The organism is Arthrobacter sp. StoSoilA2 (assembly GCF_019977195.1).
Lineage (GTDB): Bacteria > Actinomycetota > Actinomycetes > Actinomycetales > Micrococcaceae > Arthrobacter.
In genome coordinates this window covers 2,837,834-2,852,368 of record NZ_AP024643.1, presented here as the reverse complement: position 1 = coordinate 2,852,368, position 14,535 = coordinate 2,837,834, and the positions used below count along the sequence as shown (strand labels likewise).

Genomic DNA, 14,535 nt, shown 5'->3' with positions numbered 1-14,535 from the left:
AGCCTTCACTATGAATAGGAGACACCCGTGTCAGATGCCCAACAGATCACCCTCATCGTCGATGGCGAAGAGACCAAGGTGACGGAAGGGACTACAGGCGCGGAACTCTTCTTCGAGCGCCGCGACGTCGTTGTTGCCCGCGTCAATGGGGTACTGAAGGATCTTGACCAGGTTCTCACCGAGGGTGCAGACGTCGAAGGTGTCACCATTGAATCCCCTGACGGACTCAACGTTCTCCGTCACTCTACGGCGCACGTCATGGCCCAGGCCGTCCAGCAGTTGCGGCCTGATGCCAAGCTTGGCATCGGTCCGTACATTACTGACGGCTTCTACTTCGACTTCGACGTCGCCGAGCCGTTCACCCCTGAAGACCTTCGCCAGCTGGAAAAGATGATGCAGAAGATCATCAACCAGAACCAGAAGTTCGTCCGCCGCGTGGTCACCGAAGAAGAAGCCCGCGAAGCCATGGCCGGCGAACCCTACAAGCTGGAGCTGTTGGGCAAGAAGAACGACGCCGCCGACGCCGGAGAAGGCGTGAACGTTGAAGTCGGTGCGGGCGACATCACTATCTACGACAATGTGGACCGCAAGAGCGGCGAAAGCGTCTGGTGCGACCTCTGCCGCGGACCGCACCTGCCCAACACCAAGATCATCTCCAACGCGTTCGCGCTGACGCGCTCATCCTCCGCATACTGGCTGGGCAACCAGAACAACCAGCAGCTTCAGCGAATCTACGGCACTGCATGGCCCACCAAGGAAGCCCTCAAGGCTTACCAGGAGCGCATCGCAGAGGCAGAGCGCCGCGACCACCGGAAGCTGGGTGTGGAGCTGGATCTGTTCTCGTTCCCGGACGAACTCGGATCGGGCCTTCCTGTGTTCCACCCCAAGGGCGGCATCATCCGCAAGGCCATGGAGGACTACTCCCGTCAGCGCCACGTGGACGCCGGCTATGAGTTTGTTTACACCCCGCACATCACCAAGGGACACCTTTACGAGGTCTCCGGCCACCTTGACTGGTACAAGGACGGCATGTTCCCCGCGATGCAGGTGGATGCCGAGCTCAACGCGGACGGCACTGTGCGCAAGCCCGCCCAGGATTACTACCTGAAGCCGATGAACTGCCCCATGCACAACCTCATCTTCCGCTCACGTGGCCGGTCCTACCGCGAGCTGCCGTTGCGCCTCTTCGAATTCGGCTCGGTGTACCGGTACGAGAAATCCGGTGTTGTCCACGGACTGACCCGCGTCCGTGGAATGACACAGGACGACGCCCACATCTACTGCACCCGTGAGCAGATGAAGGACGAACTCACCACCACACTGAACTTCGTCCTTGGCCTCCTCAAGGACTACGGCCTGGATGATTTCTACCTCGAACTCTCCACCAAGAACGAGGAAAAGTTCGTAGGAGACGACGCCGCCTGGGAGGAAGCCACCCGCACACTCGCCGAGGTTGCGGAGGCGTCAGGGCTGAACCTGGTACCGGACCCGGGTGGAGCAGCGTTCTATGGGCCGAAGATTTCCGTTCAGGCAAAGGACGCCCTCGGCAGGACCTGGCAGATGTCCACGATCCAGTTGGACTTCAACCTGCCTGAACGCTTCGAGCTGGAGTACCAGGCAGCCGATGGAACACGTCAGCGTCCCGTCATGATTCACCGCGCCCTCTTCGGATCGGTGGAGCGCTTCATGGGCGTTCTTACCGAGCACTACGCCGGCGCCTTCCCCGCATGGCTGTCTCCCGTCCAAGTGGTTGGCATCCCTGTGGCCGAGGCATTCAACGATTACATGTTCGACGTCGTTGACCAGTTGAAAGCCGCAGGAATCCGTGCCGAGGTGGACATCTCTTCAGACCGTTTCCCGAAGAAGATCCGCACGGCCAGCAAAGACAAGGTCCCGTTCGTCCTGATCGCCGGCGGTGAGGACGCCGAGGCAGGTGCTGTCTCGTTCCGCTTCCGTGATGGCAGCCAGGACAACGGCGTGCCCGTGGCAGAGGCGGTCCGCAGAATCGTGGACGCTGTCAAGAACCGCGAAAGCTGACGGAACGGACAATAGACGGTGCAGGAGAACACAGGCGCGGCAGCTGACCTTCCGGGCGACGCCGAAGTAACCGATGACTTCGGCTTGGCAGGTGTTCCGGACGCTTTTCAGCGCCTGTGGACTCCCCACCGCATGGCCTACATTAAAGGCGGACAGGACCAGTTCAAGAACAAGGACGACTGCCCGTTCTGTGTGGGACCCACCCGTAGCGATGAGGAGTCCCTCATCGTCTATCGGGGGAGGACCTGCTACGTCGTGCTCAACCTTTTCCCCTACAACCCGGGCCACCTGCTGATCTGCCCCTACCGCCATGTACCGGACTACACGGACATCACGGTAGAAGAAACGGCGGAATTCTCCGAGCTCACCCAGACGGCCATGCGGGTGCTGCGGAAGGTTTCCAACCCCAGCGGCTTCAACCTCGGCATGAACCAGGGTGTCACCGGTGGAGCAGGAATCGCAGCGCACCTGCACCAGCACGTTGTGCCGCGCTGGGGTGGGGACGGAAACTTCTTCCCCATCATCGCCCAGACCAAGGCCATTACGCAGACACTCGACGAAGTCCGCAAACTGGTGGCCGAAGCCTGGCCGGGGGAGTCGAATGCTCAATAGGCATGCGCGTGGTTTCTTTACTTCCCTCTTCACACCCCTGGCACGTTGGCTACTCAAGATTGGCGTATCTCCCGACGCAGTGACCGTGGCTGGCACAGCAGGGGTCATTCTCGGCGGACTGGTTCTGTATCCGTTGGGATACCTGTGGTGGGGTTCGGTGGTGGTGGCATTCTTCGCGTTTTCGGACGTCGTGGATGGCATTATGGCCCGCTTGCAAGGCAGAAGCGGCGGTTGGGGAAACTTCCTCGATTCCACCTTGGACCGGTTGGCGGACGGCGCCATCTTTGCGGGGCTGACCATCTGGTTCTTCACCAAAGGTGGGGACCCGGCAATTGGTACTGCCGCCGTCGTTTGCCTGGTACTGGGCATGGTGGTGTCCTATGCGCGGGCAAAGGCCGAATCACTGGGCTATCAAGCAAGCGTTGGCATTGCCGAGCGTGCCGAGCGTTTAGCTTCGGTGCTTCTCATCACCGGGCTTACGGGTCTTGGACTTCCAGCAGTGGTGCTCTTCGCGACCCTGATCCTTCTCGCGCTTGCCAGTGTGGTCACTATCGTCCAAAGAATGGCGACTGTCCGCAAGCAAGCGATGGCCGAGGCATAGGAAACTGGCATCTGACCAGAGTCCGTCAGTGGCAGTTGTGCAGGTGTCCTATAGCAGGCCCTCTTCTTGGCCGCGTATGCGGTAATGAATGTACTGCCACCCGGCAACGTGCGACTACTATTACTAGTACTTGGTCACCTTGACCTGAAAATCCGGTGTGCGCTGATTGCGGTCGTGTGGCTGCGTGAGCCACCGGCGAAAAGGTCGTTTATCTACCCATAGGGGTTTTTGTGTCTACACCAGATGTAAGCAACGAAGCCGGTTCGTCCGCGAACAGCGTCACGGGCAGCAGCCGCGTCAAGCGGGGCATGGCGGAGATGCTCAAGGGCGGCGTCATCATGGACGTCGTTAACGTCGAGCAGGCCCGTATCGCCGAGGACGCCGGTGCCGTCGCCGTCATGGCGCTCGAGCGCGTACCCGCCGACATCCGCGCCCAGGGTGGCGTGTCCCGCATGTCCGATCCCGACATGATCGATCAGATCATCGCCGCCGTGTCCATCCCGGTCATGGCCAAGGCCCGCATCGGCCACTTCGTCGAAGCCCAGGTCCTGCAGTCCCTCGGCGTGGACTACATCGACGAGTCCGAGGTCCTGACCCCGGCCGACTACATCAACCACATCGACAAGTGGAACTTCACCGTTCCCTTCGTCTGTGGTGCCACCAACCTCGGTGAGGCCCTGCGCCGCATCAACGAGGGCGCTGCGATGATCCGTTCCAAGGGCGAAGCCGGCACCGGGGATGTTTCCAACGCCACCGGGCACATGCGCAAGATCCGTTCCGAGATCGCCAAGCTCGCAGCCCTTCCCGAGGACGAGCTCTATGTCGCGGCCAAGGAACTGCAGGCCCCGTACGAACTGGTCAAGGAAATCGCTGCCACGGGCAAGCTTCCCGTTGTCCTGTTCACCGCCGGTGGCATCGCGACCCCGGCTGATGCTGCCATGATGATGCAGCTCGGCGCCGACGGCGTGTTCGTTGGCTCCGGCATCTTCAAGTCCGGCAACCCCGCCGAGCGCGCTGCCGCCGTCGTGAAGGCCACCACGTTCTACGACGACCCCGATGTCATTGCCAAGGTCTCCCGCGGCCTGGGCGAAGCCATGGTCGGCATCAACGTCGACGAAATCCCGCAGCCCCACCGCCTCGCAGAACGCGGCTGGTAAGCAGCAAAAGAAGTACGACGCCGGGTCGGTCACCTTAGTGAGGTGACCGGCCCGGCGTCGTTATTACTCCAGTCCCCGGCGCTTCAGGAGGGGTTCGAGCTCCGCATCGCGCCCACGGAACGTGCGGAAGGATTCCAGCGGATCCCGGCTGTTACCCGTCGATAACAGCTCGGATCGGAACCGCTCTCCGTTTGCGCGGGTCAGGCCGCCGTTTTCCTTGAACCACTCAACGGTGTCCGCGTCCAGGACTTCGCTCCAGATGTAGGAGTAGTAGCCGGCAGCATACCCGGCGCCGGCAAAGATGTGCTGGAAGTAGCCGGTACGGTAGCGCGGCGGAATCAACGGGTGCGCGATACCGGCGTCGGCGAGGGCCTTGGCTTCAAAGGCAAGGACATCCGCAGGGACTTCTTCCGTGGAGAGCACATGCCATGCCACATCCAGCAACGCTGCTCCCAGGTATTCCGTGGTCGCGAATCCCTCACCCCACAGCAGGGATTCGTTGATTCTGTCCACGATCTCCTGCGGGAGCGCTTCGCCTGTGGCGTAGTGGCGGGCGTAGTTCTTCAGGACTTCCGGCCACATGATCCACATCTCGTTGACCTGCGACGGGTATTCCACGAAGTCCCGCGGCACGGACGTTCCAGAGAACCGGGGATAGGTCACGTCGGAGAACAGTCCGTGGAGCGCGTGGCCGAATTCATGGAATACCGTGCGGACCTCGTCCAGGGACAGGAGAGCAGGTTCGCCCGGCGCCGGCTTGGTGATGTTGAGGTTGTTGATCACCACCGCCTGCGTGCCAAGGAGACGGGACTGTTCCACGAGCGAGTTCATCCAGGCTCCTCCGCGCTTGGATTCCCGTGTGTAATAGTCGCCGAGGAAAAGACCCAGAGCGCTGCCGTCCTCGTTTTGCACCTCCCATACCCGGACGTCCTCGTGGTACCCGGCGAGGTCCGGCCTCTCATGGAACGTGATGCCATAGAGTTGGGTCGCTGCGAAGAAGACGCCGTCGGCCAAGACCGTTTCGAGCCTGAAGTAGGGCCTGATGGCCTGTTCATCCACTTGGTATTTTTCCCGCCGGACCTGCGCGGAATAGTAGGCCCAGTCCCAGGGCTCCAGCGAATGGCCAGCGGATTCGGCCAAAGCGAGGGCTTCGGCTTGGGCGTTGCGGAGCGCTGCAGGTGCCAGGCGGCCCAGCATTGCCTGCACTGCCTCGAAGTCCGGTGCCGTTTGCTGGTCCACCACGAGCTCCGCGAAGTTTCGAAAGCCCAGCAGGCTGGCTTTCTCCGCACGTAAACGGACTGTTGCCGTCACCAGATCGCGGACGTCCAGGCTTCCGCCGTCCGTGCCCCGCCCGAGTGAGGCTTCAAACAGCCGACGCCGGATGGCTTGGTTTTCGAGCGAGGCAAGGGCTGGTTGGTTGCTTGGCTGGATCAGGGTCAGGAGGTACTTGCCTTCGTGCCCCGCAGCCTTGGCGGCCCCGGCAGCGCCAGCGACGTCTTCGGGGGACATGCCGGCCAGGTGCGCTTCGTCGTCGAGGAGAACAGCGCTAGCCTTTATAGCCTCCTTGACGCGCTGGCCGAATTCGGTGCCCTGACGTGAGAGTTCGGCGTTGATTTCCCGAAGGCGGGCCTGGCCGTCGTCGTCGAGTTCAATTCCGGTCTTCCGAAACTCTTTGAGGTATTCCTGGACCAACCGCGCAGACTCATCATCAAGGCCCGCGGTGTCAATGGCAGCGAAGCGTTCATACAAGCCACGGTTCATGTAGACGGCGTCTTGATGCGCGGCAAACCTGGGCGCGAAGGCCGTCTCCAACTCCCTGATGGCGTCCGATGCATCTGCCGAGACAAGCGTAAAGAACGCCGCCGCAGCCCGGTCCAGCAACCGCCCGGACCTTTCCATGGCCAAAGCCGTGTTCTCGAAAGTCGCTGGTTTTGGGTTGGCCGCAATCTGCTGGATTTCGCGGAGGTGTTCCTCCAGCCCCGCGTCGATGGCTTCGGCATAGTCCTCTGTGGTGATTGCTTCGAAAGGTGGCAGGCCGAACGGCAGGGGGCTGGGACTCAAAAGCGGATTGGTCATGAAGGGACTCTTTCATTTAAGAATCGTGTCCTCAAGGGTGGCTCGCCGGAATCCCGCGCGTTTTGCGCCGTAGGATTGCCCGTATGGGGATCATCACATCTGGCGGACGTCGCGCGGACCGGGGGCGTTACAGGCCCTCACGACGAACGGGCACCCTCCTGGTGGCCTCAGCCGTTGCGTTGTGCTTGAGCGCCTGTGGAGTAATTGCCGAGAACGATTCCCGGGAGAAGAGCAGCGCCGCTACCGCTCCCGTGGCTCCCACACCCACCCCAACGCCGACACCTACGCCCACCCCTGGCAAGGGACCCGTCTGTCCAGAGCTGCGCTGTACCTCCATCACGGTCACGGGCGACATGCTGATCCATACACAACTGTGGCAGCAGGCCCGGGCCGACGCCGCCGCCGTAGGGCAGCCAGGGTACAACTTCGTCCCGCTCCTTGAAGGCCAGCGGCGCTACATCCGCAACAGCGATCTCGCCATTTGCCATCAGGAAACTCCTGTCGCCACTGCCGAAGGTCCGTTCTCCGCGTACCCGTCCTTCAATGTGCCGCCGCAGATCGTTGCCGCCTCCAAGGACGTGGGCTACCAGGCCTGCACGACGGCCAGCAACCACACCATTGACCGGGGGACTGAAGGGTTGCTCCGGACATTGGATGCCATGGATGCTGCCGGGCTCAAGCACACTGGTTCCTACAGGACTCAAGCTGCATCACAGGAAATCCTGATGCTCAAGACAGACGCCGCAACGGTAGCAGTCATCGCTGGCACCTACGGCCACAACGGTCAGATTCCGGAATACCCGTGGCTTGTGGACGAACTTGATCCCACCACCATGATTGCGAAAGCCACCAAAGCCCGTGCGCTTGGAGCCGACATCGTGCTCGGAGTCATGCACGCAGGTGACGAGTACGCCAGCGAGGCCAACGCCCAGCAACAGGAAGTCGCCCACGCATTGGTGGACAGTGGGCAATTCACCATGGTTTATGGACACCACACGCACTCGGTGCTGCCGATTGAAAACTACAAGGGCACGTGGATTGTCTATGGACTGGGTAATGGCGTCACGGAATTATCGCCCTGGTATGTAGTCAACAACGAAGGACTGCTGGTCCGTGCGCAGTTCAGCCAAAACGCGGCGGGTGTTTGGGCTGCCTCGGATCTCGCGTGGGCGCCGTCGGTGATTGTCCGGGACCCCTACCGCTGGTGCTCAGTGGCCAGCGACGCACCGCAGGGAGTCTGCGCTTCCCCGGCTGCCGATGCAGAGACCCATCAGCGCACCCAAGCCGTGGTCGAGTCGATGGGCGCAGCGACAGCCGGCGCCCACGAGTTGCTCATCACCAAGGAAAAATAGCTTCTAGCGTGGTCGGCGGGCAGCATGCTCCCGCGCGAGGCGGGCGTAGTCGTCGTCGGGCGTTCCGGGCACGAAAGTGCCATATTTCCGTTCGGCCGCCGTGCGGATCAGGAAGTCGGCGATCGCCGGGTTCTTGGGCAGCAGCGAACCGTGCAGGTAGCTGGCCACCACGTTGCGATAGCGGGCGCCCTCGTGACCGTCCTTGCTGTTGTTCCCTGCACCTTTGGTGACTGTTCCCAACGGTTGGACACCGGGGCCCAGGGTGGTTTGTCCACTGTGGTTCTCGTAGCCCAGGACGTCCCCGAATTCGGAGGACTTGAGCGTGACATTGCCGATCAGCCGCTCATCCGTGCCGTGCGTTTCGACGTCGAGGATGCCGATCCCGGGAATGACAGGTCCTGCGCTGGTTTTAAAGAACTTTCCGAAGAGCTGGTAGAGCCCGCAAATGACCAGCATCGGTGCGCCGCCATCCGCGAGATCCCGCAAATGATCGGCACGTGCCTGTAGATCATCCTGAATAACCAGCTGGCCGCTGTCCTGCCCGCCGCCGCCCACGATGATGTCAACGTCCCCGGGAAAGTCGTCGCCTACGTTGTATTCAAGCAGCTCCGGCGTGTAGCCATGCCACTTGATGCGTTGCTGGAGGACCAGGGCATTGCCCCAGTCACCGTAAATATTCATGTCCCGCGGGTACAGCTGGAGGACGCGGATTGTTCCTTTGGTCGGCTGTGCTTCCGAGGTCATGAGACCACCTCAACTATGGTGATTTTGGCCAGTTCGCGACGGATCGCGAGCATGGCGGTGTACGTGCAGAAAATCCGCTTGGGCTTGCCTCGCGAGCCGTCGATAAATGCATGGAGCGCCGAGGTTATGTCGGTCTCGACTGTACCGAAGCGGACCTCGTCGTATTGCAATCGCAGGGCCATGTCGTAGGCGCGGACGCCGGTAAGGACCTCGACGCCATCTTCCCTGAGTGATTCGAAGTCAACGTCCCAGAGCCAGGACATATCCCTGCCATCTGCATAGTTGTCGTTGATGGCGATCATGGTGGCGTATCCACCGGCAGGGAAGGACTTCAGGCCGAGCCGGAAGCCACTGGGATTCTTGACCAGCACAAGCTCCAACGGCTGGCCGTCCACGGTGAGGCTTTCGCCGCGCCCGAAAGCAGGAGCCACGTCACCAAGTGCTTTGACCAGTTTGGGAGTGTCGACGGCTCCCGTACCCAGGATCGCCCTGGCCAGGGAGAGCGCGGCCGCCGCGTTGAAGATGTTGTAGACACCCCGCAGCTTCATGCTCGTGGTGACTGTTTCGCCGTCGAATTCAAAGTCAGCGTCCTGGGCACCCACACGGCGGAGTACGACGTCGGCAGCGGGGCCGTCAGCCACCTCACCCGCGGTGCCGGGCGCCGGCGTATTCGGGGACGACGGTCCGGTGGTGGCGGTGCGCATGTCGTCGTCGTTGGGGAACGTGCTGCGAAGTGATTCATCCAGCCCGAAGTAGCGGACGCTGGGACTGTGGACAGCCCCCGGAACGTTAAGGACGTTGGCAATGCGGGCCACCCGGGGGTCTTCACGGTTCAGCACCACGGTGTCTGTGGTCTTCAGTGCAATGTGTTCGAGCAAACGGGCCGTCTTGTCGATCTCGCCGAACCGGTCAAGTTGGTCCCGAAGGACGTTCAGCAAGAGGCTGAAACGCGGCGGCACCTTGTTCACGAAGTGCACGGCATGTGCTTCGTCGAGTTCGAGGATGGCGACGTCGGCGTCAAGGCGGCCACGCCAGTCAACTTCGCCGAGAAGGGAGGCGGCCACGCCCCGGGTGAAGTTACTGCCTGTGCGGTTGGTGAAGACCTTCAGGCCCTGGCTTTCCAGCAGTTCGACCACCATTTTGGTGGTCGTCGTTTTTCCGTTCGTGCCGCTGACAACAGCCACGCCATGGGGAAGGCTGGACAGCGTTCTCTGCATGAAACCGGGATCGATTTTTTCGACCACCAGGCCGGGGAAAGCAGAGCCGCCGCCCCGGAGCCGGGACAGTGTGCGGACCAGCTTGCCGAGGGGAACGCTGAAGGAAAACATGCTCTGTAATATATCCCAGTTAAGGCATGGAACTTGGCGTGGAGGCCCCTCCTGCTGGCACTCCCGCCTGTCCTCCGGGAGGAGATTGCCGGGCCGGGCCACTATGATGGTCCAATGACCAACCCCCTTTCCGACGCTTCATCACGCGTGGGTGCAGGACTCCGGATCGGCGTACTGGCCCTCCAAGGCGACTTCCGTGAGCACATCCACGCAGTGGAAGCCGCGGGCGCCACGGGTGTGGGCATCCGTCGCCCCGCAGAACTGGATGACGTTGACGGCCTCATCATCCCGGGTGGGGAATCCACCACGATCGACAAACTTTCCAGGATCTTTGAACTCGCGGACCCGCTACGGAAGCGCATCGCCGAAGGCCTTCCCGTGTACGGCTCTTGTGCAGGCATGATTCTGCTTGCCGACGAGATTGCCGATCCCGCTACTGATCTGGACGGAAACCCCCAGCAGACCTTCGGTGGACTGGACATCACAGTGCGCCGCAATGCCTTTGGGCGGCAGCGCGAGTCCTTTGAAACCGACCTCGATTTTAAAGGACTCGAGTTCAGCGCAGGCGAGTCCGGCGTGGATCCGGTGCACGCGGTCTTCATCCGTGGACCCTGGGTGGAACGGGTTGGCCCGGGAGTCGAAGTCCTGGCACAGGTTGATCCGGAGCATGCCAGCCACACCGCCACTTTGCACGGATTGGCTAGAATTGTTGCAGTGCGCTCCGGCCAGCTGTTGGCCACCTCTTTCCACCCGGAAGTCACAGGTGAGAAGCGCGTGCATGAACTCTTTATTCGAATGATCAGAGGAGAAGCGTAAAGCATGTCAGGCCACTCCAAATGGGCGACTACCAAGCACAAGAAAGCCATCATTGATAGCAGGCGTGCAAAGTCGTTCGCAAAGCTGATCAAGAACATCGAAGTTGCTGCGCGCATGGGCGGCCCGGACCTCGCCGGCAACCCAGGCCTGGAACTTGCGGTTACCAAGGCGAAGAAGACCTCGGTTCCGAACGACAACATCGACCGCGCCATCAAACGTGGTGCCGGCCTCACAGGCGAAGTGGTCGACTACACGGAAATCATGTACGAAGCCCGCGGCCCCCAGGGCTCGGCTCTGTTGATCGAGTGCTTGACCGACAACAAGAACCGTGCGGCTTCGGAGGTTCGACTCGCGATTTCCCGCAACGGTGGCACCATTGCAGATCCCGGCTCGGTCAGCTACTTGTTCACCCGCAAGGGCGTCGTCGTGCTGCCAAAGAATGGCCTGAGCGAGGACGACATCCTGATGGCCGTCCTGGACGCCGGCGCAGAGGAAGTCAAGGACAGCGGCGAGAACTGGGAAGTCCATTCCGAGCCCTCTGATCTGCAGGCCATCCGTGACGCCTTGAAGGAAGCCGGCATCGAGTACGAATCCGATGAAGCCGAATTCGTGCCCTCCATGCAGGTGGACCTCGATATTGATGGCGCCCGGAAATTCATGAAACTCGTGGATGCCCTCGAAGACCTGGATGACGTCCAGAACGTCTACAGCAACGCGGACTTCAGTGAGGAAGTGCAGGCTGCCCTCGACGCCGATTAGGCAGGCAGTACTCCTCTTTTGACAACAACCAGGAAGGCCCGGACTTGACTCTTCGCGTATTGGGAGTCGATCCGGGCCTCACCCGTTGCGGCATCGGCGTAGTGGATATCGAGCGGAACCGCCGGGCCACCATGGTGGCTGTTGGTGTGGTGGGGACGTCGGCTGAGTTGACGCTGGACAAGCGGCTTTTGGTCATCGCGCAGGCCATCGACGAGTGGCTGGACCTGCATGAGCCGGACGTAGTCGCCGTCGAGCGCGTTTTTTCGCAGATGAACGTCAGCACTGTGATGGGCGTGGCCCAGGCCTCGGGCGTTGTCATCGCCGCGGCCGCGCGCCGCGGGATTCCCGTCGCCTTGCACACGCCCTCCGAAGTCAAAGCGGCCGTGACCGGAAGTGGAACTGCGAACAAGGACGCGGTCACTAAATTGGTCACTAAAATCCTCCGGCTCGATGCCCCGCCCAAGCCCGCTGACGCCGCGGACGCGCTTGCCCTTGCCCTGACGCATGCCTGGCGGGCAGGTAGCGGAATGGGTGCGCCCCAGGGTTCCGGCAAGGATTCGCTCACCCCCGCGCAACGTGCGTGGGCTGAAGCAGAAGCGAAAGCGCGCCGCGCACGCTGATTGTCGGTAGCCCTTGCTAGGGTATTCGTAGATATGTTCGGATAGTCCGCTAACCTCAGGAGCCGGGTCTTGATCAGTTTTCTCCGTGGAACAGTTGCCCACGTTGGCTTGTCGACCGCCGTGATCGACCTCAACGGTGCGGGAATGAGCGTCTTCGCAACGCCGCAGACCTTGAGCCACCTAAAAGTAGGCGCCGAGGCGAAGCTCTTCACTTCCATGATCGTCCGTGAGGATTCGCTCACGTTGTTCGGCTTCGCCGATGATGATGAGCGCGAGGTCTTCGATGTCCTGCTGAGTGTGAGTGGCGTCGGGCCACGGCTGGCTCTGGCCGTACTTGCGGTGCACGAGCCGGAAGCGATCCGCGTAGCTGCGCACACCGGCGATGGCAAAGCGTTCACCAAAGTCCCGGGCATTGGGCCCAAAGTCGCAGGCCGGATAGTCCTTGAACTGGCCGGAAAGCTGGTCCCGCACGGCACAGGCACGGGCACAGCACCCGCAGTGATCAATACCGTGGAATGGAAGCCCCAGGTAGTGGCTGCCATGACCAGTCTGGGGTGGTCCGAGAAGGACGCCGCGGGAAGCATCGACAAAGCAATGGCCGATTCCCCCGAGCTTGCCGATGACGGTAACGTGGCGCAAATCCTGCGGGCCACATTGCGCTGGCTGGGGCAGGACGGCGCGCGCGCCGGAAACCGTGTAGGTACCCGTGGCTGAGCAATCGCTCGTTGCCGGGGGAGAGGAGCCGGAGGAGCGCGTCATTGAAGCCGCCCTCCGGCCCAAAAACTTGCATGATTTTGTTGGCCAGCACCGTGTTCGCAAGCAGCTTTCGCTGGTGCTTGAAGCTTCGCGGATGCGGGGCCGCAGCGCTGACCACGTACTGCTCTCCGGTCCTCCAGGTCTGGGCAAGACCACCCTTGCCATGATCATTGCCGCGGAGATGAACGCCCCACTGCGTATCAGCAGCGGACCAGCCATCCAGCATGCCGGAGATCTTGCAGCAATTCTTTCCTCGCTGTCCGAAGGGGAGGTGCTGTTCCTTGACGAAATCCACCGCATGTCCCGCCCGGCTGAAGAGATGCTCTACATGGCCATGGAAGACTTCCGTGTGGACATCGTGGTCGGCAAGGGGGCCGGCGCCACCGCCATTCCGCTTGAACTTCCACCCTTCACGCTCGTTGGTGCAACCACGCGCGCCGGGCTTCTGCCGGGCCCTTTGCGGGACCGGTTCGGATTTACCGGCCACCTGGAGTTCTACTCTGTGGCAGAACTCGAACTCGTGCTGCGCCGCTCGGCGGGATTGCTTGACCTGAAGGTTAACTCCGCCGGATTCACGGAGATTGCCGGACGCTCCCGCGGCACGCCACGTATTGCAAACCGCTTGCTTCGCCGTGTCCGCGACTGGGCCCTTGTGCACGGAATCGAACAGATCGACGCGCGTTCGGCGTCGGCGGCCCTGGATATGTACGAGGTGGATGAACGGGGACTGGATCGCCTTGACCGCGCCGTCCTTGAGGCGTTGATTACCAAATTCAATGGAGGACCGGTGGGTCTTTCAACGCTGGCGATCGCCGTGGGTGAGGAGCCGGAGACTGTCGAAACCGTTGCCGAACCGTACTTGGTGCGCGAAGGACTGCTCGGGCGCACACCCCGTGGCCGTATCGCCATGGCATCCGCATGGACACACCTTGGTTATGCCGTACCGGCGGGCGTGTTCGGGCAGGAGACACTTGCCTTGTTTGACGAGGATGAAAACCATGCCGAAAGCGTAGATACCATCGGTTAACACGCTGTATTCAGCTTTTCCCACTAGACTGGTATGACGCTCGGCACGTTCGAGTCCTTGATCCATGCGCCCGCTTCGCGGTGAAGCGCGTTGCTGTGCGGGGTTTACTCCCGGGCCGCAGGATCTGCCGGGGACGTTGCCGTGGACCAAAACGTAAGTAAAGAATGGAACTTCCCTGTGGATCCAATGACCATATTGCTGTTCGTCATGCTTGGACTCTTTGTCTTCATGATGTTCCGCCGCAACAAGAAGACCCAGCAGCAGCAGGCTGCGATGCAGTCCAAGTTCGCTCCGGGCGTCGATGTCATGACCAGCTTCGGTCTTTTCGGACGCATCGTGTCCATCGACGAAGCTGAGAACAAGGTTGTTATCGAGCTGTCTCCCGGAAACGAAGCTACGGTTCACCGCCAGGCCGTCACCAAGGTGATCGAAAAGGCTGAAGAGGAAGCCCCCGTCGTTCCGGACGACGCTTCTTCGTTGACCGTTGCTGATGAGACCCCGGCTGCGACTGAGACGCCGGACGAAACCATCGCGCGCCTCAACAAAGAGGACAAGAAGGACAACTAGCACCGTCAGTCGCGGCAACACCGCGCAAGGACACTTCTACGGCAGCCGAAAGCCGCCGGCAGACGCTTACCAGCGCCCGCCGG

At 61.5% G+C, this 14,535-nt stretch carries 14 protein-coding genes; 11 read left to right on the top strand and 3 right to left on the bottom strand.

Annotated features, from left to right (window positions below; translation table 11 throughout):
• Positions 1-27: 27 nt before the first annotated feature.
• From thrS to pdxS, 4 genes are all read left to right on the top strand, one after another.
• A complete protein-coding gene (gene thrS / locus LDN82_RS12890; protein ID WP_224090594.1) occupies positions 28-2,037 on the top strand; it encodes a threonine--tRNA ligase in 2,010 nt (669 codons plus the stop codon).
• A gap of 18 nt (positions 2,038-2,055) precedes the next feature.
• On the top strand, positions 2,056-2,649 hold the full coding sequence (locus tag LDN82_RS12885) for an HIT domain-containing protein (protein ID WP_224090593.1): 594 nt from the start codon (positions 2,056-2,058) through the stop codon (positions 2,647-2,649).
• Positions 2,639-3,250: a phosphatidylinositol phosphate synthase gene (gene pgsA, locus LDN82_RS12880; protein ID WP_224090592.1), complete on the top strand. Its 612-nt coding sequence runs from the start codon at positions 2,639-2,641 to the stop codon at positions 3,248-3,250. The genes LDN82_RS12885 and pgsA overlap by 11 nt, the downstream gene beginning before the upstream one ends.
• A gap of 230 nt (positions 3,251-3,480) precedes the next feature.
• Entirely contained in the window at positions 3,481-4,407 is a 927-nt protein-coding gene (gene pdxS / locus LDN82_RS12875) for a pyridoxal 5'-phosphate synthase lyase subunit PdxS (protein ID WP_020608520.1), read from the top strand.
• A gap of 63 nt (positions 4,408-4,470) precedes the next feature.
• On the opposite strand, the gene LDN82_RS12870 is transcribed toward pdxS, so the two are convergent.
• Positions 4,471-6,483, bottom strand: a complete 2,013-nt coding sequence (locus LDN82_RS12870; protein ID WP_224164491.1) for a M3 family metallopeptidase — start codon at positions 6,481-6,483, stop codon at positions 4,471-4,473.
• Between the two features lie 83 nt (positions 6,484-6,566).
• Here LDN82_RS12870 and LDN82_RS12865 point away from each other — a divergent pair, with 83 nt between their 5' ends.
• Positions 6,567-7,835, top strand: a complete 1,269-nt coding sequence (locus LDN82_RS12865) for a CapA family protein (RefSeq protein ID WP_224164490.1) — start codon at positions 6,567-6,569, stop codon at positions 7,833-7,835.
• 3 nt (positions 7,836-7,838) lie between these two features.
• On the opposite strand, the gene LDN82_RS12860 is transcribed toward LDN82_RS12865, so the two are convergent.
• Together LDN82_RS12860 and LDN82_RS12855 are read right to left on the bottom strand one after the other, a co-directional pair.
• Positions 7,839-8,579 carry a glutamine amidotransferase gene (locus tag LDN82_RS12860; protein ID WP_224164489.1) on the bottom strand — a complete coding sequence of 247 codons (741 nt, stop codon included), beginning with the start codon at positions 8,577-8,579 and terminating at the stop codon, positions 7,839-7,841.
• Entirely contained in the window at positions 8,576-9,907 is a 1,332-nt protein-coding gene (locus LDN82_RS12855) for a Mur ligase family protein (protein WP_224164488.1), read from the bottom strand. The genes LDN82_RS12860 and LDN82_RS12855 overlap by 4 nt, the downstream gene beginning before the upstream one ends.
• A 114-nt stretch (positions 9,908-10,021) precedes the next feature.
• On the opposite strand from LDN82_RS12855, the gene pdxT reads away from it, so the two are divergent.
• From pdxT to yajC, 6 genes are all read left to right on the top strand, one after another.
• Positions 10,022-10,723 (top strand): pyridoxal 5'-phosphate synthase glutaminase subunit PdxT, encoded by a 702-nt coding sequence (gene pdxT, locus LDN82_RS12850; RefSeq protein WP_216925537.1) that lies wholly within the window; start codon positions 10,022-10,024, stop codon positions 10,721-10,723.
• A 3-nt stretch (positions 10,724-10,726) separates the two neighbouring features.
• Positions 10,727-11,482 carry a YebC/PmpR family DNA-binding transcriptional regulator gene (locus tag LDN82_RS12845; protein WP_224090590.1) on the top strand — a complete coding sequence of 252 codons (756 nt, stop codon included), beginning with the start codon at positions 10,727-10,729 and terminating at the stop codon, positions 11,480-11,482.
• A 44-nt stretch (positions 11,483-11,526) separates the two neighbouring features.
• Positions 11,527-12,102 (top strand): crossover junction endodeoxyribonuclease RuvC, encoded by a 576-nt coding sequence (gene ruvC / locus LDN82_RS12840; protein WP_224164487.1) that lies wholly within the window; start codon positions 11,527-11,529, stop codon positions 12,100-12,102.
• A 69-nt stretch (positions 12,103-12,171) separates the two neighbouring features.
• Positions 12,172-12,816, top strand: coding sequence for a Holliday junction branch migration protein RuvA (gene ruvA / locus LDN82_RS12835; protein WP_224164486.1), 645 nt, complete (start codon positions 12,172-12,174; stop codon positions 12,814-12,816).
• Entirely contained in the window at positions 12,809-13,885 is a 1,077-nt protein-coding gene (ruvB, locus tag LDN82_RS12830; protein WP_223946210.1) for a Holliday junction branch migration DNA helicase RuvB, read from the top strand. Before ruvA ends, ruvB begins: the two co-directional genes overlap by 8 nt.
• Positions 13,886-14,071: 186 nt before the next feature.
• Positions 14,072-14,452 (top strand): preprotein translocase subunit YajC, encoded by a 381-nt coding sequence (gene yajC / locus LDN82_RS12825; protein ID WP_216925542.1) that lies wholly within the window; start codon positions 14,072-14,074, stop codon positions 14,450-14,452.
• The last annotated feature ends 83 nt before the right edge of the window (positions 14,453-14,535 follow it).

Excerpts from the sequence above, each read along its gene's own strand:
- pgsA (WP_224090592.1), top strand. The coding sequence starts at position 2,639 with ATGCTCAATAGGCATGCGCGTGGTTTCTTTACTTCCCTCTTCACACCC.
- LDN82_RS12870 (WP_224164491.1), bottom strand. The coding sequence starts at position 6,483 with ATGACCAATCCGCTTTTGAGTCCCAGCCCCCTGCCGTTCGGCCTGCCA.
- LDN82_RS12865 (WP_224164490.1), top strand. The coding sequence starts at position 6,567 with ATGGGGATCATCACATCTGGCGGACGTCGCGCGGACCGGGGGCGTTAC.
- LDN82_RS12860 (WP_224164489.1), bottom strand. The coding sequence starts at position 8,579 with ATGACCTCGGAAGCACAGCCGACCAAAGGAACAATCCGCGTCCTCCAG.
- LDN82_RS12855 (WP_224164488.1), bottom strand. The coding sequence starts at position 9,907 with ATGTTTTCCTTCAGCGTTCCCCTCGGCAAGCTGGTCCGCACACTGTCC.
- pdxT (WP_216925537.1), top strand. The coding sequence starts at position 10,022 with ATGACCAACCCCCTTTCCGACGCTTCATCACGCGTGGGTGCAGGACTC.
- LDN82_RS12845 (WP_224090590.1), top strand. The coding sequence starts at position 10,727 with ATGTCAGGCCACTCCAAATGGGCGACTACCAAGCACAAGAAAGCCATC.
- yajC (WP_216925542.1), top strand. The coding sequence starts at position 14,072 with ATGACCATATTGCTGTTCGTCATGCTTGGACTCTTTGTCTTCATGATG.